General features: G+C 64.5%; 23 protein-coding genes. 11 read left to right on the forward strand and 12 right to left on the reverse strand.

The window, feature by feature from the left end; translation table 11 throughout:
• Window positions 1-267: 267 nt before the first annotated feature.
• The gene (locus AU072_RS19915; protein WP_235629844.1) at window positions 268-972 is read right to left on the reverse strand and encodes a peptidoglycan recognition protein family protein; all 705 of its coding nucleotides are present in this window, start codon (window positions 970-972) and stop codon (window positions 268-270) included.
• A 1-nt stretch (window position 973) separates the two neighbouring features.
• Entirely contained in the window at window positions 974-1,435 is a 462-nt protein-coding gene (locus AU072_RS19920) for a DUF3592 domain-containing protein (protein ID WP_064415401.1), read from the reverse strand.
• A 473-nt stretch (window positions 1,436-1,908) separates the two neighbouring features.
• Here AU072_RS19920 and AU072_RS28425 point away from each other — a divergent pair, with 473 nt between their 5' ends.
• Both AU072_RS28425 and AU072_RS19930 read left to right on the forward strand, forming a co-directional pair.
• The gene (locus tag AU072_RS28425) at window positions 1,909-2,346 is read left to right on the forward strand and encodes a VldE C-terminal domain-containing protein (protein ID WP_328586836.1); all 438 of its coding nucleotides are present in this window, start codon (window positions 1,909-1,911) and stop codon (window positions 2,344-2,346) included.
• A 265-nt stretch (window positions 2,347-2,611) separates the two neighbouring features.
• Complete coding sequence (locus tag AU072_RS19930; RefSeq protein ID WP_064415402.1) at window positions 2,612-3,166, forward strand: class I SAM-dependent methyltransferase; 555 nt, start codon at window positions 2,612-2,614, stop codon at window positions 3,164-3,166.
• Between the two features lie 63 nt (window positions 3,167-3,229).
• On the opposite strand, the gene AU072_RS19935 is transcribed toward AU072_RS19930, so the two are convergent.
• Window positions 3,230-3,820 carry a DUF7255 family protein gene (locus AU072_RS19935; RefSeq protein ID WP_456237912.1) on the reverse strand — a complete coding sequence of 197 codons (591 nt, stop codon included), beginning with the start codon at window positions 3,818-3,820 and terminating at the stop codon, window positions 3,230-3,232.
• Between the two features lie 122 nt (window positions 3,821-3,942).
• Window positions 3,943-5,505, reverse strand: a complete 1,563-nt coding sequence (locus tag AU072_RS19940; protein ID WP_064415404.1) for a phytoene desaturase family protein — start codon at window positions 5,503-5,505, stop codon at window positions 3,943-3,945.
• Between the two features lie 73 nt (window positions 5,506-5,578).
• Between AU072_RS19940 and AU072_RS19945 the strand changes: the two genes are divergently transcribed.
• The 7 genes from AU072_RS19945 to AU072_RS19985 all read left to right on the forward strand — a co-directional run bounded on the left by AU072_RS19945 (window position 5,579) and on the right by AU072_RS19985 (window position 13,735).
• Window positions 5,579-6,169 carry a TetR/AcrR family transcriptional regulator gene (locus tag AU072_RS19945; RefSeq protein WP_064415405.1) on the forward strand — a complete coding sequence of 197 codons (591 nt, stop codon included), beginning with the start codon at window positions 5,579-5,581 and terminating at the stop codon, window positions 6,167-6,169.
• A gap of 155 nt (window positions 6,170-6,324) precedes the next feature.
• Window positions 6,325-8,481: an McrB family protein gene (locus tag AU072_RS28195; protein WP_133147304.1), complete on the forward strand. Its 2,157-nt coding sequence runs from the start codon at window positions 6,325-6,327 to the stop codon at window positions 8,479-8,481.
• Window positions 8,482-8,483: 2 nt separating this feature from the next.
• Window positions 8,484-10,763, forward strand: a complete 2,280-nt coding sequence (locus tag AU072_RS27720; RefSeq protein WP_082680767.1) for a DUF2357 domain-containing protein — start codon at window positions 8,484-8,486, stop codon at window positions 10,761-10,763.
• A gap of 130 nt (window positions 10,764-10,893) precedes the next feature.
• On the forward strand, window positions 10,894-12,045 hold the full coding sequence (locus AU072_RS19970; protein ID WP_064415410.1) for a serine hydrolase domain-containing protein: 1,152 nt from the start codon (window positions 10,894-10,896) through the stop codon (window positions 12,043-12,045).
• Between the two features lie 266 nt (window positions 12,046-12,311).
• On the forward strand, window positions 12,312-12,998 hold the full coding sequence (locus tag AU072_RS19975; protein WP_133147305.1) for a hypothetical protein: 687 nt from the start codon (window positions 12,312-12,314) through the stop codon (window positions 12,996-12,998).
• 72 nt (window positions 12,999-13,070) lie between these two features.
• On the forward strand, window positions 13,071-13,328 hold the full coding sequence (locus AU072_RS19980) for a type II toxin-antitoxin system Phd/YefM family antitoxin (protein ID WP_064415412.1): 258 nt from the start codon (window positions 13,071-13,073) through the stop codon (window positions 13,326-13,328).
• Window positions 13,325-13,735 (forward strand): PIN domain-containing protein, encoded by a 411-nt coding sequence (locus AU072_RS19985; RefSeq protein ID WP_120271078.1) that lies wholly within the window; start codon window positions 13,325-13,327, stop codon window positions 13,733-13,735. Before AU072_RS19980 ends, AU072_RS19985 begins: the two co-directional genes overlap by 4 nt.
• 213 nt (window positions 13,736-13,948) lie before the next feature.
• On the opposite strand, the gene AU072_RS19990 is transcribed toward AU072_RS19985, so the two are convergent.
• The 5 genes from AU072_RS19990 to AU072_RS20010 form a co-directional block, all read right to left on the reverse strand.
• Entirely contained in the window at window positions 13,949-16,468 is a 2,520-nt protein-coding gene (locus AU072_RS19990) for an SEC-C domain-containing protein (protein ID WP_082680768.1), read from the reverse strand.
• A 153-nt stretch (window positions 16,469-16,621) separates the two neighbouring features.
• The gene (locus AU072_RS19995) at window positions 16,622-17,404 is read right to left on the reverse strand and encodes a hypothetical protein (RefSeq protein ID WP_064415413.1); all 783 of its coding nucleotides are present in this window, start codon (window positions 17,402-17,404) and stop codon (window positions 16,622-16,624) included.
• Window positions 17,392-18,717, reverse strand: a complete 1,326-nt coding sequence (locus AU072_RS20000; protein WP_235629846.1) for a hypothetical protein — start codon at window positions 18,715-18,717, stop codon at window positions 17,392-17,394. The genes AU072_RS19995 and AU072_RS20000 overlap by 13 nt, the downstream gene beginning before the upstream one ends.
• Window positions 18,718-18,766: 49 nt before the next feature.
• Window positions 18,767-19,051, reverse strand: a complete 285-nt coding sequence (locus tag AU072_RS20005) for a type VII secretion target (protein WP_064415415.1) — start codon at window positions 19,049-19,051, stop codon at window positions 18,767-18,769.
• Window positions 19,052-19,227: 176 nt separating this feature from the next.
• Complete coding sequence (locus AU072_RS20010; RefSeq protein ID WP_328586837.1) at window positions 19,228-19,563, reverse strand: hypothetical protein; 336 nt, start codon at window positions 19,561-19,563, stop codon at window positions 19,228-19,230.
• A 150-nt stretch (window positions 19,564-19,713) separates the two neighbouring features.
• On the opposite strand from AU072_RS20010, the gene AU072_RS20015 reads away from it, so the two are divergent.
• A complete protein-coding gene (locus tag AU072_RS20015; RefSeq protein WP_064415417.1) occupies window positions 19,714-20,259 on the forward strand; it encodes a TetR/AcrR family transcriptional regulator in 546 nt (181 codons plus the stop codon).
• A 127-nt stretch (window positions 20,260-20,386) separates the two neighbouring features.
• A complete protein-coding gene (locus tag AU072_RS20020; RefSeq protein ID WP_064415418.1) occupies window positions 20,387-21,085 on the forward strand; it encodes a mycothiol-dependent nitroreductase Rv2466c family protein in 699 nt (232 codons plus the stop codon).
• A 23-nt stretch (window positions 21,086-21,108) separates the two neighbouring features.
• Here the strand turns inward: AU072_RS20020 and AU072_RS20025 are convergent, their stop codons facing one another.
• The 3 genes from AU072_RS20025 to AU072_RS20035 all read right to left on the reverse strand — a co-directional run bounded on the left by AU072_RS20025 (window position 21,109) and on the right by AU072_RS20035 (window position 24,504).
• Window positions 21,109-22,728 (reverse strand): peptide chain release factor 3, encoded by a 1,620-nt coding sequence (locus tag AU072_RS20025; protein WP_064415419.1) that lies wholly within the window; start codon window positions 22,726-22,728, stop codon window positions 21,109-21,111.
• An 87-nt stretch (window positions 22,729-22,815) separates the two neighbouring features.
• The gene (locus tag AU072_RS20030) at window positions 22,816-23,127 is read right to left on the reverse strand and encodes a hypothetical protein (protein ID WP_064345961.1); all 312 of its coding nucleotides are present in this window, start codon (window positions 23,125-23,127) and stop codon (window positions 22,816-22,818) included.
• Between the two features lie 84 nt (window positions 23,128-23,211).
• Entirely contained in the window at window positions 23,212-24,504 is a 1,293-nt protein-coding gene (locus AU072_RS20035) for an alpha/beta hydrolase (protein WP_064415571.1), read from the reverse strand.
• Between the last annotated feature and the right edge of the window lie 48 nt (window positions 24,505-24,552).

The following is a 24,552-nucleotide window of genomic DNA, read 5'->3' on the forward strand; positions in this document are numbered from 1 at the left end:
GATTGCGGAAACTGTGACGAGCAGGCCGTTTCAGGTTCCTCTGAGGTAAACGGTACGGAGATAGCCAGGCCGAGAAATCAGGGATTTCCCTATCATTAGTTTGCTGGAGGCCGCCGATATGGGAGTCGACGACAGTCGTACCTCATGCGCCACAGGCGTAACGCCGGCTCGGACGACCCCGCCTGGATCGTGACGACGCTCAGGTGTGCGCGGCAGCGCCCGGGTGTCGATCGGTGGGTCTGCAGTCGCCGTCGCAGCGGCGTGCGGTCAGCGGAGGCCGGACTCGATGTCTGCGACTGCTTTGGACGCCTCGGGCCCGCAGATGGTGCGGAGGTCGACCGTTCCGGCGGCGAGGAGAGCATCGACGCGGTTCTTGAGATCACCGTCGTTGACGTGGGTGTAGAGGTTCGCACCTGGACACGAGGTGTCGTGGCTGGCGTCGCGGTGCCCGGCGAGCGTGTCGGTCGGGATGTCGAATCGCTGTGCTCCCCAGGCGAAGGCGAGCGCAGCACCGTTGAGCTGCTCCTCGGTGATCTCCTCCTTGTCGAAGTCGCCTTCGCAGACAACCAGGAAGTGACCGGTCGGGTCGTAGTTCGTGGCGGTGTCGCCGACGAGTTCGGGCTTTCGCAGTTCGTAGATGTTGCCGTTGCGGTCGACGCTGAGGTGATAGGCGATGTCGATCCAGCCCTGGGTGTCCTGGTGATAGTGCTGATGCTGGCGCAGGCGTGCCGGCGCGTTGGCGTTGTCGCCGAGGGTCACCGCGGTGTGGTGGATCGTCATGCGGACGGGGATGTGTTGCGTGCCACCGGGATGGGGCGGCTGGGCACCCCAGGCGGTGCGGCACAGGATGTTTGGGGTGTTCGGCGGAGCCGCCGTTGCGAAGGGTGGCGGTACGACGGTGGCAGCGGCCGCCAGGCCGGACAGTTGCAGGAGGCGTCGGCGGCTGAGTGCGAAGCGGTCGTCGGCGAGCACGTCAGCCCATCAACGAGATGACAGCGGCGATCAGCACAGCGACGCCGAGTGCCGTCATCACCAATGACGAAGGGGCGCTTCGGCGTAGCACCGAGTTCACAGGGTTCTTCGGGTCAACCCAGACGTCGACGGTTTGGCCGGGTGCGTATCGAGAGGCTTGTGCGGAGGCGATACCGCCCAAGCCCATGCCGAATCCGAGGGGTGTGCCGAACGCGGCGCGCTGCCCGACGAAGGTCTGGCCGTTGACTTGGTATTGATAGGCGACAACGGAGCGCTGCACGTTGGCGCCCATGCGTCCGGCTCCGGCTTGGGTCTGGTAGCCGGCGACACCCGAGCCCAGCATGGTTCCCGAGACGCGCTGCCAGCCGAGGGCTGCGAGAAGCTGCAGCACACCGGGCAGCCCGCGGAACAGCAGGAAGATCCCGATGATCAACAGGCCGATCTCGGTGACGTAGTTGGCCACCGCCGGAGCCTAACGCCCTGATCAGCGCCGTGCGGTCGTTCAGTTGAGCTGGCGGACGAAACGCAGTTCTCGATGTGGTCCGGGCGGCAGTTCGGGCTGCGTCACATTGCCGTGCGGCACATGATCTGGACCACGAGCAAACCGTCGCCGGACTTTGCTTCAGTCCGCTATGTGTACCTTTAAAACGTCTGTGACGTACGCTTTCGGCGATACCAGGGGCGGCGCCTTCGGTTGCTGAAAGACTCGTGAGCGATTGGTCAGCGTATAGGGGTGGTGGGTATCGTCCGCCGTCGATGGGACGACATTCATTCGCCAAGATGCGGCGGCGTCCGCGCTTGGCGGTCGTTGCAGGCGTGATTACCGCCGCCACATTGTTTGTGGTCGGCGCAGACAGTTATCCGCCCGTCCGTGACGCGGTTGCGTGCTGCGACGTCGCAACGGCGCCACAACCACCGCCACCGGCGGTGAACCTGATGGCCGCACAACCGCCCGCCCCGAGTGTCCCGCCAGTGCTGCCGCAGGGCCGGGCGCCGGAAACGGGACTGCAGGTCGACACGATCTTGGCGGCGCGTGCGGTCAGCGCGGAGTTCCCCGAGATCCTCACCATCGGCGGCGTGCGCTCCGATTCTTTGAAATGGCATCCGCACGGGTTGGCGATCGACGTGATGATCCCGAATGCTCGCTCGGCGGCGGGAATCGAACTCGGAGATAAGGTCCTTGCCTACGTGATGGCGAACGCGGAACGCTTCGGCCTAGAGCACGCCATCTGGCGCCAGACCATCTACCGCCCCAACGGCTCGAAGAATGTCATGTCGGACCGCGGCTCAGACACCGCCAACCACTACGACCATGTGCACATCGCCACGGCCGGCGGCGGATATCCGCAAGAGGGCCAGGTCTATCTCCGCTGACACGCACTGGGGTTGAAGTCGTCAATCACCCAGCGCATCGGCATCTTTGGTGTGGCTTGGCGGATCGGCGCTCTCGTGACCCGGTGTCGTTCGCGGAGGCGTCGGACGAGCGACCTTGTCGCCTCGTGCGAACAGAGCTGGCCGCGTTGCGTTCTCGTTGTGCCCCAACCTCTCTGCGGCCAGATCAGGGTTGTGTCTGGTGTCCGCATTGGCGAGCTGCGGGTCTCGGGGTGGATGGGCGGAACGCGAACGTACGCTGAAGTGCGTGAGCGAGCAGGATCGCATCCGCTGGGAAGAGCGATACCGGAACCGTACGACGCCGGGTGTATCCGCACCCGAGATTCCTGCGGTGTTCGCTCCCTTCGAGGCCGAGTTCCCGACTCGCGGTCGGGCAATGGATCTGGCATGTGGGCCCGGGGCCGCCAGCGTGTGGCTTGCCCGTCGCGGGCTCGACGTTTGGGGTTTCGACATCTCGGCGACAGCCATCGATCAGGCACGGGAACTGGCGGCGCAGGCCGGCGTGGGAGAGCGGTGCCAGTTCGATGTGGTCGATCTCGACGGTGGCCTACCAGGGGGCCCGCCTGTCGACGTCGTCATGTGTCACCGCTTCCGTGATTCTCGGCTCGACCGGTCCATCACGGACCAGTTGGCACCCGGTGGGCTGCTGGCGATCTCAGCGCTGAGCGTGGTCGGCGCGGGCGCAGGGCGGTTCCGGGTGCAGCCCGGCGAGTTGACTGCGGCGTTCCCTCAGCTCGAGGTCATCGCCGCGGGCGAAGGCGACGGCGAAGCGTGGCTGCTGGCAAGGAAACCGGCGCGATAGCGGTACCGTCCGTGCGGTCTGTCTGACGCGGAATAAGCCGCGCGTCGGGTGGGTGAGGCGCGGCTAGATCGTCCGCTGTGCGACGAAGTCGGCGAAGTGGCGAAGGTCGATGGCGCCTCCAGCGAGTGCGCCGCCGATCGTCGTCTCGCCGACCCGGTCCCAGATCGAGAGCCGGCAGAGCCGGGGCGTCTGCGCCTGCAGCGCCGCAATGTCTTTGACCGCATCGTAGAGCGCGCGTTGCTTCCATCGAGGTGAGCCAAGCCCGTCCAGAACACCGGGTGGACTCGGCGGCCCGAACATCGCCTCGCAGGACGGAGTGGTCCACCGCTTCCCCCATCTGCCTGCCGCGTGGCACTCCTTCTCGAAGTCGTTGCAGAAGTCGAGATAGGTATCGCGCCATGGAAGGGCTGTCGCCCACTGCGGTTGGAGCGATTGAGCCCGGTAACGGTTGAAGTGGAGCTCCTCGTCGAGTTCGATCACCAGCCCACCCGAGAAGGCAAGGTCCCACGCCCCGGGTCGCAATCGCGACATCGGTGTCTGTCCGCCGAGCGACTCAAACAACTCGGCGACCCGCTCACGAGCTCGTGAGCCGAGGGCTTCGAGCCGAGGAGCAGGTGGAGCACTAGTGGCCACAGTGAATCCGGCGCGGGCCATGAGATTTTGCAGAGCCTGTGCTCGAGCGCCTGTGCGGACCACGGGGATCAGTGTGGCATCTCGGCGGGTTTACTCTCCGCGGCTACGCGCTGTTTGACCGCTCGGAAAGTTGAGGCGAGGTTTCAGCTGAGGTCGTCGAGCACTTGGTAGGCGGCGTTGTATCCGGGGATGAAGGTGATGCCGGGGCCCCCGTGACAGCCGGCGCCGCCGAGGTATAGCCCGTCGATGCCGACCGGTAGATCGCGGAAACCCTTCGGGCCGGGCCGGTTCGGGCCCATGAGGTCGGGGTGCAGCAGGCCGTGGCAGAAGTCGCCGGCGGGGGCGCCGAACATGGTGTTCATGTGGTACGGCGCGAAGGTGATGTGGCGTATCTGAATGTCTTTGAAGTTCGGCGCGTAGCGGGTGATCTTGTCGATGACGCGTTGCGCCATCTCGTTCTTGAGGTGGCCGTGCTGGTCGCGGGGCGTCTCGACGGGGAATGCGTAGGCGTAGGCGCTGGCGGCGTGCTTGCCGGGCGGGGCCATGTTCGGGTCGTGCACTGACGGGATCTGGATGCCTAGCGATGGGTTGTCGGGAACGATGCCGCGGCAGGCGTTTTCCCATTGGCGTTGTTGTTCTTCGGGTGAGCCGAAGATGCCGACGGACGGCTGCATGCCGGGCTCGTTGAGCAGGTCGTACGGCGGGGCGAACTCGGGGAGGCCGTCGAGGGCGAAGTGCATCTGGACGAAGGACGCGCGGTGGTCGCGTCCTTGGAGTCGTTCGAGCAGTTGGGGTGAGACATGTTCGGGCTCAACGAGTTCGGTGAGCGTGGTGTCGGGGGAGAGGTTGGAGACGACGACGGGTGCGGTGATGGTGTGGCCGTCCTTGCAGCGGACGCCGGTGACCTTGCCGTTGTCGACGAGTATCTGTTCGACCTTGGTGCGGTAGCCGATCTCGCCGCCGCGGCTTTCGAACATCTCGCGCAGGTGCTCGGTGAGGGCGCCGATGCCGCCTTCGAGTTTGGTCATCATTGCGGTGCCTTCGTCGGGGACGGCGAGGGCGAAGGCCAGGCAGGTTGCGCTGCCGGGGGTGTAGGGCCCGCGGTAGGTGGAGTTGATGGCGAGGAAGGCGAGCATGCCGCGCATGACGGCGTGGCGCTTGCGGTCGGGCAGGTAGCGGTCGATGACGTCCATCGCGGAGCCGAAAAGGGTTTCGTGGATGGCGTGTCGCTCGGATTCGTCTGTGGCGCAGGCATACATCTCGTCGATGGTCTTGGGTGGTTTGCGGACGTCGAAGCGGCCGAGCGCGCGGGCGGGGCCCTGGCTCCAGGCGATGAGTTCGGCCATGCCGGTGACGGCGTCGGTGCCGTGTTTCTCGGCGAGGTGGGTCATGAGTTGCATGGGGTCGCGGTAGAAGACCATGGCTTCTTCGCAGGCCTCGCCGATGTTGACCGACATGACGTCGGAGTCGACGGTGGGCAGGGTGTCGAGGCCGAGGTCCTTGGTGATCTCGCTTGGGGTGGGGAACTGCACCGATCCGGCGATCTCGTAGCGGAACCCGTCGATGAGTTCGACGGTGGCGGCCATACCGCCGGCGTAGGTGTTGGCCTCGAGGATCGAGGTGTTGAGGCCGGCGCGTTGAAGGATGGCGGCGGCGGTCAGCCCGTTATGTCCGGCGCCGACGACGATCGCGTCATAGTCACTCATGCGGGGCAGGCTATGTCAGTACTGACATAATTGTGGCGGTACTGACAAATATGTGGGATACGATCACGGGACTATGGCGATGCCCGTGAACCTGCATCAGCAGCGCAGTCAGGCGACGAAAGAGGCGCTGCGGCGGGTGGCGTTGGCGCGGTTCGCGAAGGACGGGTTCGCGAACGTGACGGTGTCGCAGCTGGCCGAGGAGGCCGGCGTCACCGAGCGGACGTTCTTCCGGCACTTCCCGACGAAGGAAGCGGTGCTGTTCGCGGACTACGAGACGCACTTGGAGTGGCTGGCCGAGGCGTTGGCGCGGCGACCGGCGTCGGAGTCATTGTTCGACGCGGTGATGGCGAGCGTCGGGAGCTTTCCGCACGACTTAGAGGTGGTGCGCCAGGCGGCGCTGCTGCGGGCGAGCGTGATCGGGGAGCGGGCGGCCGGTCATCTGCGGGTGGTGCAGGCGTCGTTCGCGGCGGTGATCACCGACTTCGTGCGAGCGCGGTATGTAGACGTGCCGGGGGTTGAGTTGAAAGCAGAAGTGACAGGCGCCGTGCTGGCGGCGGCGCTCGTTGTGGCCGTGGAAAACTGGGGCCGCGGCGGGTGCGTGGGGGATCTTGGACAGATAGTTGCGGAGAGCGTGGAGTTGGTGCGCTCGGGGCTGGACCCGTAGTGACCCTCATCCTTCTGTCGCGTTTGGTTGTCAGCCGGGCAGGTTCGTGAACTGCCGAAGTTGGCTAGCAACCTCGACGCTGATCCGCTGAACGGTAAATCGCGGATGCTTCGAGGATGCTGCGCGTTGCCGGCTCGCGCATTTAGCCTGAAACGGTGCTGGCTATCCCTACGCTCAAGTTCAGTTATGGCAATCTGCTGCTCGCCCGCCTTCGAGAGCTTGGTTCGGCCAGTACCGAGGAGCTCCTTGGAGATGATCCAGCACAACTCTTCAAATCCGACGGTCCGTTCGAGAACCCGCAGAGGCGGGCTCGCGACTGTCTTCGATTCGCACGGATGCTTGATCTGGTGACGGAGGATGTACGCAGGTGGAAGCTCACTAACGCCGGAGTCGCGTACGCCGAAGAGGTTGAAGTGAGCAATCCGTGGATAGTTAAGGAAAATCAGGGCCGCGTGCTTCGTGACCGTTTGTCTAGCGGCAGTGCCCCCTTGGCTAGGGATGTCCGAATTGCTCTGCAAGTTGTACGTGAATTGAATCCCGACTTCTCCAATGACGATCTAGGGCGAGCGCTTTCGGAGCATGGGGATACCGACCAGTGGCAAGCGGACCGGACCTTCGAATCGCAAGGTGCGCGTTACCGAGAACTCCTCATAGAAAGTGGGCTCATCGATAGAGACGGTGCCGTTACGAAGGAGGGAGTCGCTTTCCTCGGGCCTCCAGTGTCGGTCTGGTGGGTTAATCAAGGTGCCACATACACGAAAGAGCGCGATGGCGGGTTTCTCTGGGCACCAATGCGTAATAAGGCAGGTCGTCCGCAATATCACTGGGACACCATGGACGAAGTCCGTGAAGGCGACGTCGTTCTGCATTACAGCAATGGCTCGTTGCGGGCCGCGAGCCATGTAAGCGCTGCTTCGAAGCCTGCACCGAATCCGCTGGGTGATCAAGCCTGGGAGGAAGCGGGTCGGCTAGTCGAGACGCAGTATGAGGAGCTGAACGAACCAGTTGCACTTGGCGCTATTGACGAGGGCGCGCGGATCAAGCAGGGGGCGCCGTTCACAGTCACTGGATCCGTTCAGCAGGTTTATCTCGTTCGCCTTCGGGACGACTTCGTGAGCGAACTGGCCTTGCGGTTTCCCGAACTCGCCGCACACCTTCCTCCGGTTCCAGCTACTGGACGTTCAACCTCAAGGTCATCGGACCTTCCTACGCCGGCTGAACTTTTTCATGAGTTTGCCGACGCTGTAGATGACTCGGGACTTCGTTTTCCAGCGGGCTCGAATTTGGTGAGATCGTTCGTGAGCAGCCTCCTTGCGAAGCCGTTCGCGATCCTGACGGGGCTGGCCGGCTCGGGCAAGACTCAGCTCGCGATGAGACTCGGCGAGTGGTTCGGCACAGATGACCATGGGCGTCATCGCCACGTCGTTGTACCCGTGCGCCCTGACTGGACGGGACCGGAATCAATCTTCGGGTACGAGGACGCGCTCCGTACATCCGCCTCGGGGGCACCGGTGTGGTTTGTCCCGGAGGCGTTCGAGTTTATCCTCCGCGCAGCGAACGATCCCGAGCACCCATACTTGCTCATCCTGGATGAAATGAACTTGGCGCACGTGGAGCGGTACTTCTCAGACTTTCTTTCTGGGGTCGAATCACGACGCCCGGTCTTGCCGGATCTTGTCTTCGAAGAAAGTGCTCGTCAATGGGTTCTGCGTGACGTAGAGGCGCAAAGGCTCCCCTTGCCGCGAAACCTTTTCGTAGTCGGGACAGTCAACGTGGACGAGACAACCTATATGTTCTCCCCAAAGGTCCTCGACAGGGCCTTTACTTTCGAATTTCGGGTGAGTGCCTACGAACTCGATCCTGAGCTCCAGCGGCCGAGTGCTATAGCCGCGGGAGCCGACGAGAGAGTCCGCGCCTTCGCATCGCTTGCTGAGCGCGACGACTGGCAACAAGAGCATCCTCACCCGGCTCGCGACGAAATCGTGTCGATGCTTCGCGATGCGCATACGATTTTGGCCCGCGCGAACCAAGAGTTTGGGCACCGAACACTCTACGAGATCCTCCGGTTCTGTTCGTTCTTTGGAGCGACAGGAGACACCGACGGTCGTACCGCGCTCGACCTTGTGATGATGCAGAAAGTCCTGCCGAAGGTGCACGGCTCGCGGCGGAGGATCGAGCCGGTCCTCAACGAGCTGAAGGCGCTAGCCGAGGGGGGAGCCAATACGTCCCCGCGGCTGCCCGTTACGCATCACAAAATCGTGCGCATGATCGAGTCCGTTCGTGCGAACCAGTTCGTCAGCTTTGCTGAGTAGCCGTGCAACAGGAACCGATCCGGTTGGCGCTTCGAGACAACGAAGGCGAAGCCGTCGGTGAGCTGTTGATCGCCAACCTGCCGGGTCGGCAGGACAGCACATTTCCGGTGACCGGTGATGCGGCATTGCGTGAAGCGGGGATCTACCACTACGAAATCTGCACCGTTGCATCCGATGTAGACATTGAGCCGCGTGAATTGTTCGACCCTGACGATGCGAGTCGGAAGCGAGGACGGCTACGTCCTGGACAAGCGGTGGGACGTCTCCGAATCCAAGTTGTTGACAGGACGACCCGCCGAAGAGGGGCGACTGAGATAGATGTTCTCGCGGTCAAACTCGAGCACGAGACCGAGTATCGGCAAATGCTCGTTGATATTTCGTTGTTCGCTGCTGAGGCAGTATTGCAAGGGTTCGCACCAAGCTTCATTGATCTTGCACCAAGCGAGATGACCGCGGAACTGCTGTACCTTCGGTTCGCGATGGTTGCGGCGCACCTGCAGGATCCGACCTTCGAGGCCGCACTTTCGCATGTGACCTCGCAACCACACCGCACATGGGTTTCTGAGCAAGAGATTCGTCCGATTGGGTCGCCCTTCCCTGCGGGGTCCGCTTTTCGCCGAGCAGTATGCGCCCCCGGTCGGCGGGTGCCGTGGTTAGCTGGTCCTGCCACGCTTGAATCGCTACCTGCCGCGCTCATCCGTGATCGTGCCGAAGCGAGCGTCGACAACCCGGCCAACCAGTTCGTCAAATTCGCATTGGAGCGTTGGCGAGCTGTTTCTTTGGAGCTCTTGGACCGGCTGAGATCGTCGTCCGAGAGCATTGAGTCCGGACCACTGCGCCGCGGTTTGCAGATCGCTACTGACGTCGGCGCTCAACTCGACGAGTACCTGGCGCACCCCATCTACCAAGAGGTAAGTGCATTACGGAGGCTGCCGATTTCGGATCAAGTCTTGCTCAAACGCGCCGGCTACCGCGAAATATTTCGGACGTTTGCGATGACGGAGTCGGGCCCGACGGTGATGTTTGATCGCGCGGACATAACGGATGTCTTCGCCGCCTCGCAACGCAACGTCGCAACGCTATACGAGTTTTGGTGCTTTCTTGCAGTGGTGGATTCACTAGGGCGTGTGTGCGGGGAAGACCGGATGGCGCGTGCATTTGCCGTCGCGAGTGACGGCACCGCCGTAACGATGCGATCAGGCGACAAGTCGAAACTGTCGTGGTCAGTTGAGAGAGCCGACCGGCCTCTTACTGTCGAGGTGTTCTTCAACCGAAACTTCGGAGGAAACGATGGCCGACGCGGCTCATGGAGTCGGGCGATGCGCCCCGACTGCTCAGTACGCATTCAACCCGAAAGTAGCACGCCCTCACGTGTTTCCGCACAAGAGCTGGAGGTTTGGCTGCACTTCGATGCGAAGTACCGTGTCGACAACCTTGTCGCACAGCTGACATCAACAACGCCTGATCCGGACTTGTCCTCGGACGATTCGACCACGTCTGGTAGGGCGAAGCGGGACGATCTGCTCAAGATGCACGCCTATCGAGACGCGATCTCGCGAACAGCGGGAGCGTACGTGTTATACCCAGGCTCAGAGATCGTGAACATCCAACGTCATCCGGGCTTTAAAGAATTGTTGCCAGGACTGGGCGCGTTCCCGCTGAGGCCGAGTGGAGATGGCCTCACAGCGTCCTCGCTGGCGCTCGACCAATTTTTTACCGATGTGCTGACACATGTCTCCAACCAGGTCACGCGCGATGAACGGCACCGCTTTTGGACCGCGACTGTACATCAACCTGGTGAACCCACGCCCAGCTCATCACTGACAACAGCCTTTCTGGACGCACCTCCCGCCGACACGGATGTGCTTCTCGGTTTTGTCCGAGGTCTCGAGCATCGTGAATGGATAGAACGCCTGCGGCAGTACAACATTCGTGCTGGAGATCGAGCTGGCGCGGTTGAAATGGGTGGGCGAGAACTCGGCGCGAAGCTGCTCTTGTTATACGAGCGCCGGAACGAACTTTTACAAGTAGCCGGCGCGGCAAGGATTATTCATTGGCGCCCAGCAACCGCAGCTCAATTGATCGCGAGTGGCTACCCTGGCCCTCGCGGCGATCTCTACTTCGTGGCCGACCTGGAGCTCATCGACACTCTGCCCAAATGGGCACACGCAATCAACTTGGAGTCGTTGACCGCCAACACCCACCCTGGAGGACCGGTGGCGGTGACTTGGTCGGACCTTATCCGTGCTACGTCGATGAACGAGTCTGAGGCGATGGGGTGATCGGCATCAGTCGGGTCCTTGCAACCTTGCTGCTGTCCCGACTTGCCGGTCAGTGCCGCTCGACCCTGCTGGGCATACCCTTGGCCGCGTGGAATGATGATCCGCATCCTGCCAGGCAAAGGAGCTTGAGATGGGGTTTGAGCGTATTGACGACCTGCTGAACGGCGTGACCGCCGGTGGCTCGCTACACGGTGTTGCGGCCACAGTGGTTGGCCGCGACGGCGTCCTCTACCAGAGTGCTGCGGGAGATGCGAAGCCCGACAGCATGTTCCGCAACGCATCCATGACCAAGGCCGTCGCCACCACCGCCGCGCTGCAGCTCGTCGAAGAGGGACGCGTCGACCTCGACTCACCCGTCGCCTCGATCGTGCCCGAATTTGGCGAGCTCAAAGTGCTCGGCGGTTTCGAGAGCGGGGAACCCGTCCTCCGCGCGCCCAAGACGCAGGCAACCGTCCGCCAGCTGATGAACCACACGGCCGGCTGCGGCTACCACTTCATGAACCAAAAGCTCTTCACCTTCTGCACCGAGCAAGGCTTTCCCACCCCGCTCGACGGACTCAAGCAGGGCATCCACGCGCCGCTGGTCAACGATCCCGGCACGGTCTGGGAGTACGGCGTCAGCACCGACTGGCTCGGCGTGGTCGTCGAGGCCGTGAGCGGCCAGACGCTCGCCGACTACCTCGCCGAGCACGTCTACGAACCACTCGGGATGACCGACTCGACATTCGCCCCGAGCGGCGAGCAGCGTTCTCGCTTGCTGCCCATCCGTTTTCGCGCGCCGGACGGCAGCCTCGTACCGACCGACCTCGACCTGCCCGCCAACCCCGAGTGGGACGCCGCCGGCCACGGCTCCTACGGCACGATCGCCGACTACGGACGATTCGTACGCGCCTGGCTCAACGGCGGCGAACTCGACGGAACCCGCATCCTCCAACAGGAGACCGTGGAACTCGCCCTGCGCGACCATCTCGACGGGGCGCCGCTACCGAAGAAGATGGAACCGACGGTCCCCGAGCTGGCCAACCCGGTCGAGCTGCTCGACGTGCCGCAGGGGTGGGGCCTCGGCTTTCACCTGTACCTGACGGATCTACCCGGGATGCGCAGCGCCGGTTCGGCCGACTGGTCAGGACTGTTCAACAGCTTCTTCTGGATCGACCGCAAGGCGGGGATCGGCGCCGTCATCGCCACGCAGTTGCTGCCGTTCTTCGACGCCAAGATGGTCGAGACGATCCTCGGCTTCGAAGCCGCCGTCTACGCAGAACTCGGCGCGGCGGTGTCCTGACCACGCCATAGACCTGTCCCGCACTCGCAGGCGTTGTACAGGCGGGTGTCGGCGACGCGCGTGTTCTCAAACCTTTCCCGCGGCGTCTTCCCATTCCTCGGGGCGGGACTTCGCGACTTCGTCGCGGGCGCACAGAATTGTCGGCAGGTGCCGATACCGTCGAATCAACTTCGAAGACGCCCCGCCTCAGCCCGGCCCGGTGTCTCGCCTGCCGAGGGGAGCTGGCCTTGATTCGACCCAACAACGCGACCGCACCACCGGTCATCGTGCTCGGCGACGACGAAACCGTCCGCCGCTGTGAACAATTGACGGCTCGCGCCGAGCCGCGTTCAGCCACGATCGCCGCGATGTTTGCTTTCGCCTCAGGCGCGCCCGCCTCGCACGACCACTTGACCGAGGTCGAAGCCGTCGTCGCAGCGGTAGCCCGGGCGATCGCGACCCGGCTGCCGATATGGATGCCTGATCCGCTCGCGGACCTCGGACGCGAGCAGCATTACCGTCGGTTGAGCCTGGTGCTGCAACGCCATGGACTCGACCTGCTGGTGGGCCACGATTTCTGGCCCGTCCCAGACGCGGGTGGCATAAACGAAATCGACCACGCGTTGCGGTGCGAGGTGCAGGCCGTCGACGCTCTCGATCGGGCGGCGCTGGCCGCGGCCGGGGTGGACAGCCTCGAGAGGGTCGTCGCGCAGGCTGCGACTGCCATGCCAGTGGGCTCGCACGAAAATGATTGGCCACCAACACTTCCCCAGGCGGGGTTGCCGTGGTCCGAGCGCCGCCAGGCCCTCCTCGGCTATGTGTGTTGGCTGGTAGAGGGTTGCGGAGTGACTCGCGCAGCGGCCGCGCGGGTGCTGAATTCGTCGGGTCAACGCGCTCCTGACGGTCGCGCTTGGCAGTCAAGAAGCGTGACGGCGTTGCTCGACAGCCGTTACGACTGGGAAGCGACCGCATGACCACTGTGGAGGACCTGTCGGCGTCTTACTCGGTCGGGACATCTATGTGCTACATAAAGCTACGCTCATAGCATGTCCACGGTGGCCTCCCGCGAACTGCGAAACGACACGGCCGGCGTGCTTCGTCGCGTTCAAGCAGGCGAAGAGGTGACGATCACGGTGAATGGACGAGCCGTCGCGGTGATCACCGCTGTCGAGCCGAAACGTCGGCGGTGGGTGTCGAAGGCAGAATTGGTCAAGCGGCTCCATGCCAGTCAGGCGGACCCCGGTTTGCGTGATGACCTCGCAGAGCTCGCCGGTGAAACTACCGAGGACCTCGACGAGTTGTGACGACCGATCGGCCCGTGGCCGGTATCCTCGATGCCTCGGTCTTCATCGCCGATAAGAACGGGCGGCAACTGGAGACGTCACTGATTCCGGAGCAGCTGGCCACGACGGTGGTGACTCTCGCCGAACGGAATGCAGGTGTCCTCGCGGCGCGGACCTCGGAGATCCGGGCGCGTCGCCTTCGTACGCTGGATGCGGTCGCAGATATGACCGCGTTTCCGGTCGACGAAGAGGCGGCTCGACTTTGGGCGCTGTTACGCGTGCACGTGGCCGAGGCGGGCCGACGGGTCCGGATCAATGACCTATGGATCGCTGCAATCGCCGCCGCCAGGCAGCTGCCGGTAGTCACGCAAGACGAGGACTTCGATGTCCTAGAGGGTGTGGCGGGCCTGACGATAGTCCATGTCTGACAACGACTCTGGGTGACGGCCCGAGCTGGTCGGCCCGCACTGCGAGGCGCGCCGCTGAGGCGGCTGACGTCGAGACGCTTAAGGGGCCGGCCCGTTGATGAGTTCGTCGCGGTAGGGGAGCCGGCAGTGAAAGGGCACTATCTCGCGACGGTCTCAGCCGCGGGAGTGAAGGAGGCCGCTGATCGAGTGGGCGCGGCTCCATGGCAGGAGACGTCACCCGGGTTGAATCAAGCCGAGCGCGGCCCGTAACCGGTCGCTGTCCATGCCCCCGCGCGCGGCTTCGCCGACGGGAAAGGTGTTTAGCAACCTGATCAAGTCGTCTCGCCGCGTCGGATCATCGGCGGCCTGCCGCGGCGTGTGACCGTCCAGGGCGGGGATCGGCTCGTCGAGCCACTTGGTCTCGTACTCCCGGATGAACTCGGTGAGCGCCGCGCTCACTTGCGGATCGGCTGGGTCCAGCATGCCCTCGCCGGTCTGCGGCATCCGCTCGGCAAGTGCGGTGGCCTCGCGGACGGTGGGCACGGAGACGCGGGCGTCGTCGAGCACCTCCACTTCCGGGTCAAGAGCCACCAGGGCAGCCAGCACTCGGTCCATCCGCTGCTCGCTGTTGGTTCTGACCCGCAACGCGTCCCCGTCGAGCTCGAGCGTGGCACGTACCCGCCGCATGCCATGGGTCACAACGTGTTCCAACCACAGCGGCGACTCATCCGGCCGGTCGTAATTTTCGTCGAGCGCTGCCTCGATCCCCGGTCCGACGCGCACCGTCGCCTCGCAGAGGATGGTCGGTTCGCCTTCGGTGTTGGTCAGCCTCGGCGGCGCGAACCGTCGGCTCAACTGTTCCACCAACGTGGCCGGGTCGGGCTCGTTGTCGAGTAGCTCGATCAACGCGTCTCTCTCGTGCAGTGCGACGGGTTCGACCGATCCGGAGAATTGCATGGTGTCCCCCGCGGGAATCACCCGTGCGCAGATCAGCTGCCCAGGCTTCAGACCGCGGCTGGCCTGGCGCTCCCGAACGTCGTAGGTGTCGCCGGTGCGCACGTCGCGCACAGTGACACCCTGGCCGGGGCGGACCTGCTCGACGTCGAAGACCGACCGGTCCGACAGCAGCCACTGCTCGGCGAGCAGTCGCTCGTCCTCGGGCAGCAGGAATCCACGCACATCGAGGAAGTCGGCCAACGCCCCGCCCTCGAACAACACCGCGTCCATTACCAGCGAGTCAGATATCGCCGCGTCCAAGGCCTCGCGCGAATCACCTTCGAAGTATTGGCTGCGTTCGAGGGCGACCTCGAAAAGTACTTCCTCCCAGTCAGTCATCGACACGTGCTGGGCGGCCTTCGCGAATAACCAGCGGACACGATCCTGCAGCGGCAACGCCTCGCGGCCGAGGTGACATTTCTTGTACTTGCGCCCAGAACCGCACCAGCACGGCTCATTTCGGCCGATGTCGGCGCGTGCCTCGGCCCGGTGCTGCTCCAGTAACTGGACCAAGTGATAATCGGGCGGGATACCGGCACGGTGAAGTAACGACAATCCACGTTCTGCGTCGCCGCGATCGGACGCGAAACGCGCCAGTTCCAACAACGTCATCGGCCAGTCGGGATCCATCGATTCGGCGGCCAGAAGTTCGCTTTCGGCAGCCTCGACTTCGCCGAGCTGCTCTAGCGCCAGGGCCCGCAGCCACCGGTAGGCGACGCGTGCGGCGCGAGGCACCTTCGGCTCCAGTGTCTCGGCGAACAGACCCAGCGCGGCCGCGCCGCGGCGCCCTGCGCGGATCGTCCTGTCCGCGAATACTGCCGCCAACTGCGGATCGGCGAGCACACCCCCGACCTCGGCCGTCAGCGCGAAGAGCGACTCAGGAACGGATTCCTCGCCTGACTCCAGCGCCATCGACATCCGGTCGAAGATTCTGATCAGCGTGTAGAGGGCGAAAGCGTCGTCCTGATCGAGGTCATGCTCTCGGGCGAGCATCTTGCAGTTCAGCTCGAAACGCCAAGCATCGAAATCGAATTCGGCGGGTGCCAGCAAACCGGTCTGATGGATGAGGCCGCTCTCCTCGATGATTTCACCCAGCGGCGAGAGCGGCTCGGTGAATGCGCTCGGATCTTCGACCAACTCCGTCCACACCGCCTCTTGGAGGGACACCGGCTCGTCGGCGTCGTCGACGAGAGCCTTGAGCCGCGCACCGACAGTCGATACCTGCGCGGTCGCGGCGATGCGCTCGACCACCAGCCCCTGCGACTCCAGTCGCAACCCGACCATCTCGCCCTCGCGCACGCCCAGCCTTCCCAGCGTGCCCGGCGCGAGCAGCAGCACTCCGGGCTCGTCAATTACGTCCAGCGGAATGTGCCGCTCCTCGAGCAGATCATCGTCGTAGCCGGGCATTGCCACGTGCGCCGCTGTGCCGTCAGCGAACCGCTGATATTCCACGTACTCGCAAAGATCGGTAAGGGAGTCCAGGTCCGGGTACACCCGGAGGAAATCGTGGTCCAGCTCGTCGGCGTCGACACGGTGTGTGAACATCCGTCCATCGACCACCGCTGGCAGCCAGGTCCAGCGCTCGTCGATCAATTGCCTTACTGGGCTCGCCATTTCGTCGAGCAACTCATCAATGACGTCCCCAGCGTCAGCCACGCCGTTGTCTTTCAGGCGCGCCACGATGACGTCCTTGCCCAGCGGGCCGTTCTCGGTCAGGATCCGGACCACGATTTGCATCGGGTCGAGCGTGTCTGCCACAGCGACCACCCTATGCCGGGCTGGGGCGGGCCGGGAAGCTGTCACGTCCTCAGAGACGGGCGGTGCGCGGAGTCCCTACCGGTGGGCCCTAAAACGAACGCGATGAAGGGCTAACGGCGCACCGTGCCCTGTCGCCACCGAGCGCTTCGGTCGTCAATCGAGCGCGAATCGCCCCTCACGAAACCGCTCGGTCGCACGGCGATCCACCAACTCCATCCGATCCTCGGGATGTTTCCAGTAGTGGCGCACCATCCAATAGAGCGGCACACCGGTCGGCACGTACAAGTTCAGTCCGCCTATGACTTCCTCGGTGCCATCGCGCAAGCACAGCACCACTGACCTACCGGCCTTCCTTCCGTCCTTGGTGTCTGAGTGGTCCTTGACATCGACAACGTCGTCCCACTCCAAGACCCTCGTCTTCAGAACGTCGGCGATCTCGACCATCGCCGGGGTGAACTTGAGGTAGCCGATGCCGCCACGCCGCACCCACGCGACGAGAGCGATGACGGAGAACAAAGCTGTTAGGGCAAAGAGCGGTGGTGAGAAGATCTGCAACCCACGGGACATCGGGATATCGATTGCTCCTCGCGGCAGATAGAACGCCAGAAGGGCACCCGATGGGGCCATGACAATCAGCCCCACGACGTACAGCACGCCCACCCGCTTGTCCGGCCAGACGGTGAATCCCGTTGGATCGTGGGATGTTCGGGTCTGCGCCTTGCCTGTGGCGGCCAGCAGTAGGCCCGCCATCATCAACACTGGAAAAGTGACGAAGCCGATCAGTAGTACGGTCGTCAAGTAGTTGCCTCGGAGGCCGGCCAAGATACCGCGAACGACAAAATAGAGCAGGCCCGCCGATACGCCGATGACTAGCCAATACAGGCGTCGGTTGACCTTGGCCCAGTTCGCGGGTTCGGGAAGATTCAGTACGGACACACGACCTCACCAATGAACTTGCCCATTTCCACGCCGCCTACAGTTCCGGCGACGGCCCCGATAATGGTAAGAAGCGGCACGGCTCCTACCGCCAGGGGACCAGTCGCTGCGCCAGCTGCCGCACCGAACTCAGCGAGGCCCCAGCCTCCACCGCCGCCGGCCACCCCGGCGACCAGTGCAATGCACCGATCTTTGTCCGACTCAGCCATCACCATGTCAAAGACCGTTGTCGCGACTGTCACTGCCGGTCCGCCGAACTTCATTGTCTTTCCGATATTTTCGGCCGTTTCCGCGGTGACCATCGGCAAGGATCCGCCACGCGCGATGTGCTTCTCCAGGCCCGACATGGCAGCTGTGGTACCTGTCGATATGTTGTCGATCAGCTCGACGGGCACCGCACTGTGCCGACCGTCTGCGGTAGTGAAGCCGGCCTGTCGGTGGCCGGTGGGGGCCATCGACATCGTCCAGTTCGAGCCGTCGGCGAAAGTGATCGACGTGTAGTCGCAGTCGTTGGACAGGTCATGCCACGAACTGGTCCGCGCTACAAAGTCACCGTTCTTGTCGAACTCCTCGAGCTCGTAGAAGTTCTGCTTGCTGGGCCACTCGAACGGATCCATGCGGGTGGTGACGGCCTTGCTGCCGTCCTGTTTGATCACCGTCGTCACATCCTCGCCGTACGCGTTCGTGGACTCGACGACTTCCCGCACATTCTGCTGCTGATCGGCGGAACGAATCGCCTCCTGCGCCACCGCGCCGACGGGTGTTCGGGGGTCGACCACCTCGTCGGGGGGCCGCTGCGCCGTGGGTAGCAGGATGCCGCCCAGATCGGTTGGCGATCCCGCCTCAACGAACCCGAACTGGCTCCCTGCCGCCGTCACCGCGTTCGCCGTCGCGTCGTCGGCGTCACCGACAGCGATCAGCATCGCGTTGACGATGGCCTGCTCCTGCAGAGCCAACGCCTGCAGCTTGGCCATCGCCTCCTCAGACATGTACACGGGGTCGACCAGCACGACCCATTGATCGCTGACGTTCAACGGGCCCGCGTCGAGTTCGTCGGCCTTGGCCAACAACGCTTTACGCGCGCTCCCGAGCGACTCGGCACCGCGACTCAACGCCGCTGAGACCGCTTTGGCGTAATCCGAGAACGCCGACGCTTGGCGCTCCGCTCGGCCGAACATTGTGCTCGCCGCGGCGTGCGAGTTGCCTGACCATGCCCGCGTTTCCGGCATCCGCTCGCACGCGTCGTCGATACCCGACACGCCATCGACGACTGTCTGCGCTGCCGTGGTAATCGCCGCGGCCGACGTCGTCAACGACTCTGGATTCCAACTCTGGAGAGTCGGGCGAGAGGGCAGCATCGGATCAGAACAGCCCGTCGAATTCGCCGGCCAAGGCTTCGTCAGTCACCTCGAAAGTGTCCCCGGCACCGCGCACGGCCTTGCCCATCCGAGCTACATCCTGCGCCAGGTTCTCGGCCACCTCGGTGAAATGTTCACCGACCGACCGGGCCGCCCACTGCGTTGTCGACCCGGGCAATCCGTCGGCCGCCGAACTGGTCGTGGGGCCCACCGCGGCACCGGTGATGCGACCGGTGATGACATCGACGTGCGCGGCGAAGGCCCGCAGGACCTCCGGATCGACCAGCACAGACATACCCCGCCTCGAATTGATGGTGTGTCTAGATTCTTAACACGCCCACGGCGCACCGGGACGCACCAATTTCGCCTCTGGGACCGCCCCGGAGGTCTCGCACCGAGGCTCGGTATGTGAACTGCCCGGGTGCATCGCGATCAGCGTGTCACCCGGGCGCAGCGTGCCAAGCGTCAGGCGGCGTGCCGTTCGAGCTCCCTCGTCGGCTCGGCGGGCATGGACGTGGCGGCGTCCAACAACTGCTCGTGGTTGTCGCGCGCACCGCGGTAGGTCGACAGATAGTGGTCGATCTGCTCGCGGCGCAGCGGTCGCGCCCAGATGTTCTCGCTGGGGATCTCGATACCGCTGTCGTTGGATTCTGCGCGCTTGCGGGCACCAACGCGGAAGCCCGCCACTGCCGCCACCATCAACACGACCATGCCGGCCCCGATGATCCCCGCCACCGCACTTTGCGCGGCCAGCGCGTAAACGAACGTCCCGAGCGCCGCGAAACTCAGCAGCAGGGACACATACCCAACCGCAGTCGGTGGAATTCGTCCTATCGCCTTCAACATCAAAAGCACCTCTCGTAAGCTTCAACGAAACGCTACGCGCATCGTAGCGCTACGCTTAGTGTAGCGTTTTTGCAGCCGAAGATATTCCCGGCCAGAGGAGGTGCGATGGCACAGCGACGCGACGTCGACGACGGCATCACCGAGGCCACCCTGGCGCTCCTGCGCACCAAAGGGCCCAGCTCCGTGACCGTCGAAGCGGTGGCGGCGCGCTCCGGCATCGCCAAGACCACCATCTACCGGCGACATCGCGACCGCCGCGACATGCTTGCCGCCGCGCTGACGCGGGTGACCTCTCCCGAACCCCTCGCCGCATCGACCCCGGCACCGGATCGGTTCCGCTGGCTCATCGCAGAGGCGGTCAAGGCCATCGAGGTCGGCATCGGCTTCGGCGGTCTCGCCGCCATGCTCACCGACGACGACCCCGACTTCACCAAGCTCTTCCGCCGCATCCTGGCCAAGGAGCGGGCCGAACTGACATCAGTGATCGACGCGGCCAAGGCCGACGGATCGTTCCGCGCCGACATCGACAGCGCCACCCTCATCGACGCCGTGGTCGGCGCAGTCATCGCCGAGCGCGCTCGCACGGGCCGCATTGCGAACGGCTGGGAAGAGCGACTGTTCGACCTCCTCTGGCCGACGGTGCGGGCCTGAACCCACCGTTACTCACGGCGCACGCTGCCGGCCTGCCTGACGCGCGGGACGGGACGGCGGCCGTCGACTCCGGCATGTCCAGCTGGCAGGATGGCGACCGTTGGCCGCGTAGATCCGAGGTTCCGATGTGACTAATCGTCCTGTCGCCGTTGATTTTCACTTCGACGTCATGTGCCCGTTCGCATATCAGACATCGCGGTGGATCCGCGAGGTGCGCGCTCTGAGCGGCCTGGAGGTGAACTGGCGCTTCTTCAGCCTCGAGGAAATCAACCGCCAGGACGGCAAGAAGCATCCGTGGGAGCGCGAGTGGTCGTACGGCTGGTCGATGATGCGCATCGGCGCGCTGTTGCGCCGGCAGTCGATGGCCGACCTCGACGCATGGTACGAACGCGCAGCACGAGCGCTCCACGTCGAAGGACATAAACCACACGAAAAGGCCGTCGCCCGAGCCCTTTTGGAGGAACTCGGCTTCGAACCCGGGCTCGTCGACCAGGCCATCGCCGACCCGACCACCAACGACGAGGTGATGGCCGACCACCAGCGCGTCGTCGACGCCGGCGGCTACGGCGTGCCGACGCTGTTCTTTCCCGACGGGCAGTGCCTGTTCGGGCCGGTGCTCATTGACCCGCCGGCGGGGGAGGCGGCGCTGCGGCTGTGGGACTCCGTCGTCGCCTGGACTGAGTTCCCGCACCTTTACGAGCTGCAGCGGCCGAAAACGCCCGCCGACCAGCAGGCCATCACCGAGACCTTCCGCCCGTATCTGGAGGCCAGGGACTGGGTGTCGATCAATCGGGGCGAGGTCGTCACGTTCGACCCGCCGGGTTGATACGGCGCCCTAGGCGCGTCGTCCTACGCCGCGACCAATGACCCGAGCTTGATGTCGGGGTTGTCGCGCTGGAAGCCGTCGAGCCGCCACGGGGTGGAGAACAGCACGAGCATGATGCCGTCGCTGCGGGTGAGCACTTCGGCCGACACCTGCTTGTCCATGAACTCGGCGTCGGCGGGGTCGACGACCCGCGCCACTTGATACGGCAGCGACTCCAACGCAATCGGGGTGCTGAACTCGGCCGCCATCCGGTGCACCGCCACCTCGAACTGCATGGGGCCGACCGCAGCCAGCACCGGCGCCTGATCGCCGCGACGGTCTGAGCGCAGCACCTGCACAACGCCTTCTTGCTCGAGTTGCTCGATCCCGCGGCGAAACTGCTTGTGCTTACTCGGATCGGTGCCGCGCGCTACCGCGAAGTGCTCGGGGGAGAAGCTCGGGATCGGCGGATACTGCACGGGCACATCGCGATACAGCGTGTCACCCGGGCGCAGCGCGGCGGCGTTCGCCAAGCCGATGACATCACCGGGCCACGCGGTGTCCAGCGTGGCGCGCTGCTGGCCGAACACCGACTGCGCATACTTCGTCACGAACGGCTTGCCCGTCGCCGCGTGGGTCAGGACATCTCCACGCTCGAAGGTGCCCGACACCACCCGTGCGTACGCGATGCGGTCGCGGTGTGCCGAATCCATGCCCGCTTGCACCTTGAAAACGAAGGCGCTGAACGGTGATTCGACCGCGCGACGTGCGCCCTCGATGTCGACGGCTCCGCTGGGCGCCGGCGCGAGTCCGACCAGCACGTCGAGAAGCTGATTTACGCCGAAGTTCAACGCCGCCGACGTGAACAGCACCGGTGAGGCCTCGCCGCTGAGGAACTGCTCGCGGTCGTAATCGGCGCCGTCGGCCGACAGCAGTTCACTCTCCTCGACGGCGGTGTCCCAGTCGTCGCCGGCAGCAGCGTGGGCATCGGCCGCTGCGATGTGCTCCTCGGGGGCCGCGGTGGCACCGCCCGCGGTGCGGGTGAACCGGATGAAGTTTCCGCTCCGTCGGTCGAGCACACCCTTGAAATCGCCGGCGATACCGACCGGCCACGTCAAAGGCGTGGGGCGCAACCCGATTCGCTCCTGGATCTCGTCCATCAATTCCAGGGCGTGGCGTCCGGGCCGGTCCCACTTGTTGATCACCGTGATGATCGGAATCCCTCGGTGCTTACACACCTGAAAAAGCTTCAGGGTCTGGGGCTCAAGACCTTTGGCCGCGTCGATGAGCATCACCGCCGAGTCGACGGCCGTCAGCACCCGGTAGGTGTCTTCGGAGAAGTCGGCGTGGCCGGGGGTGTCGAGCAGGTTGATGACGCAGTCGCGGTACGGGAACTGCAACGCGGTCGAGGTGATCGAGATGCCCCTGGCCTTCTCCATCTCCATCCAGTCCGACACGGTCGCACGCCGACCCGCCTTGCCGTGTACCGCGCCGGCCTCGGTGATCGCCCGCGCGTGTAGCGCCAGCGCCTCGGTCAACGTCGATTTGCCGGCGTCGGGGTGGCTGATGACGGCGAAGGTCCTGCGGCGGCCGGCCTCAGCGGAGATGCGGCCAGGTGGCGCGGCGTCGGCGCTCGGCGCAGCCGTCAGAGCAGTGTCGGTCATAGCGGTAGCCATGGTATTGGCTCCGTGGCGCAAACCAGCAATCAGACGTTGCATGGCAGACGGCGTGTTTGGCCGGCTCGCCGAGCGTCAGCCCTGATCGCCGATGAGCCTTTCCAAGAGGTCAACGATGTGCTGTTGGCCTGCGGCCGCTACCTCGAGTTTTCCGCGCATTTCGCTGCGCAAATCAGTCATGTCATCGCGCAAGGCGTTGAAGCCGGAGACAGTGGCCCGACGAAAGTCGCGAAGCTCTGTGTGGAATTCGGTGACGTCGCGGTCGGCCGCGCCGGCGAGGACACGGGCCGCTGCGGCGTCCTGCTCACTCGCCTGTACCCGCTGCGCAAGCCCACGCACCTGGGTTTCCAGCGCCGACACGCGGGCTTCAAGATTGTCAGGCTCCACGCTCGAGAGCCTACCGCCGGCCCAGCCCTGTTTGACACATAAAATCGTGGCCGTTTCGTCACGGCAATAGCGGCGGCACCTGCCTCACGACGAGCGGAGGTTTTTCGATTGCGTCGCCTGCTGCCGGTTCGCGTAGACCTCGGCGAGGAACTGCTCGACGGCGACGGCCGCGTGCGCGGCGCGCGCCGACCCGAACATGTCGAAAGCGTGCTGGGCGAACGGCAATTCGGCGTACACGACCGGCTGGGTGCTGACATCCCGCAGCTTGGTGACGAACGCCCGCGCCTGCTCGACGGGCACCAGCGAGTCGTTAGTCCCGTGCAGGACGAAGAACGGCGGCGCGTCGGCGGTGATGTGGTTCACCGGTGAGGCCTCGAAGTAGGTCTCGAAGGCCGACTTCTGCGGCTGCTTGATGACCATCTGCTCGAGCAGCTCGGGCATCGAGGGATGCATCGCGTCGTCGAAGCGGGTGAAGTCGTAGACACCGTAGAACGGCACCGCGGCCTGCACCCGGGTGTCGACGTCTTCGAAGCCCGGCTGGTACCGCGGGTCGTTGGGCGTCAGCGCCGCCAGCGACGACAGATGCCCACCGGCCGAGCCGCCGGTGATCGCGATGAAGTCCGGGTCACCGCCGTACTCGGCGATGTGCGTCTTGACCCACGCCAGCGCGCGCTTGACGTCGACGATGTGGTCGGGCCACGTGTTGCGCGGGCTGTGCCGGTAGTTGATCGCCACGCAGATCCACCCGAGCTCGGCGAGATGGCTCATCAACGGATGTGCTTGTCCGCGTTTGTTTCCCGTCACCCAAGCGCCGCCCGGGATCTGGAACAAGACCGGCGCCTTACCATTTCGGTCGAGATCGGGTCGCCGCCAGATGTCGAGCTGGTTGGCGCTGCTGAATTCGCCGTAGCTGATGTTGCCGTCATGGGCGTAGTCGCGGTAGATCCGCATCATCCGCAGAGCGCCCGGCGTCTTGGCGGTACCACCGCCGGCGGGCCGGCGCCACAGGCCGGTCGCATCCTTGCGGCGATCGGCACCAAGGCCGCTGTCCAACGCCTCGGTCAGCGGCGCAGCGGCTTTATGGCCGGCGCGGTTGAAGTTCAGCAGACCGATTGCCGAGACGGCGGCCACCACCCAAGACAGCACGCGCACGGGCCGGGTGAGCCGGCGAGCGGTAAGCGCCAGCCCGCCGAGCTGGCTCGCCAGCGTCTGGAGCGGGAACTCGCTGACCACCAGACCGAACCCGAACGAGAAAATCGACGGGTAGCCCTTGCGCACCAGCGGTCGGTAGCCGTTGAGCGTCGAGGCCGCGGTGACTGCCGTGACAACTATTGCCGCGACCTGCTGGGCGATGCGGCCGATTCGCGCCTTCTTCATGCGGTCACCATACGAGCCGGCGCCGGTGCGGTGACACGGCCATACGTG

The sequence above is a fragment of the Mycolicibacterium novocastrense genome (genome assembly GCF_001499835.1).
In the GTDB taxonomy this organism is placed as follows: domain Bacteria; phylum Actinomycetota; class Actinomycetes; order Mycobacteriales; family Mycobacteriaceae; genus Mycobacterium; species Mycobacterium novocastrense.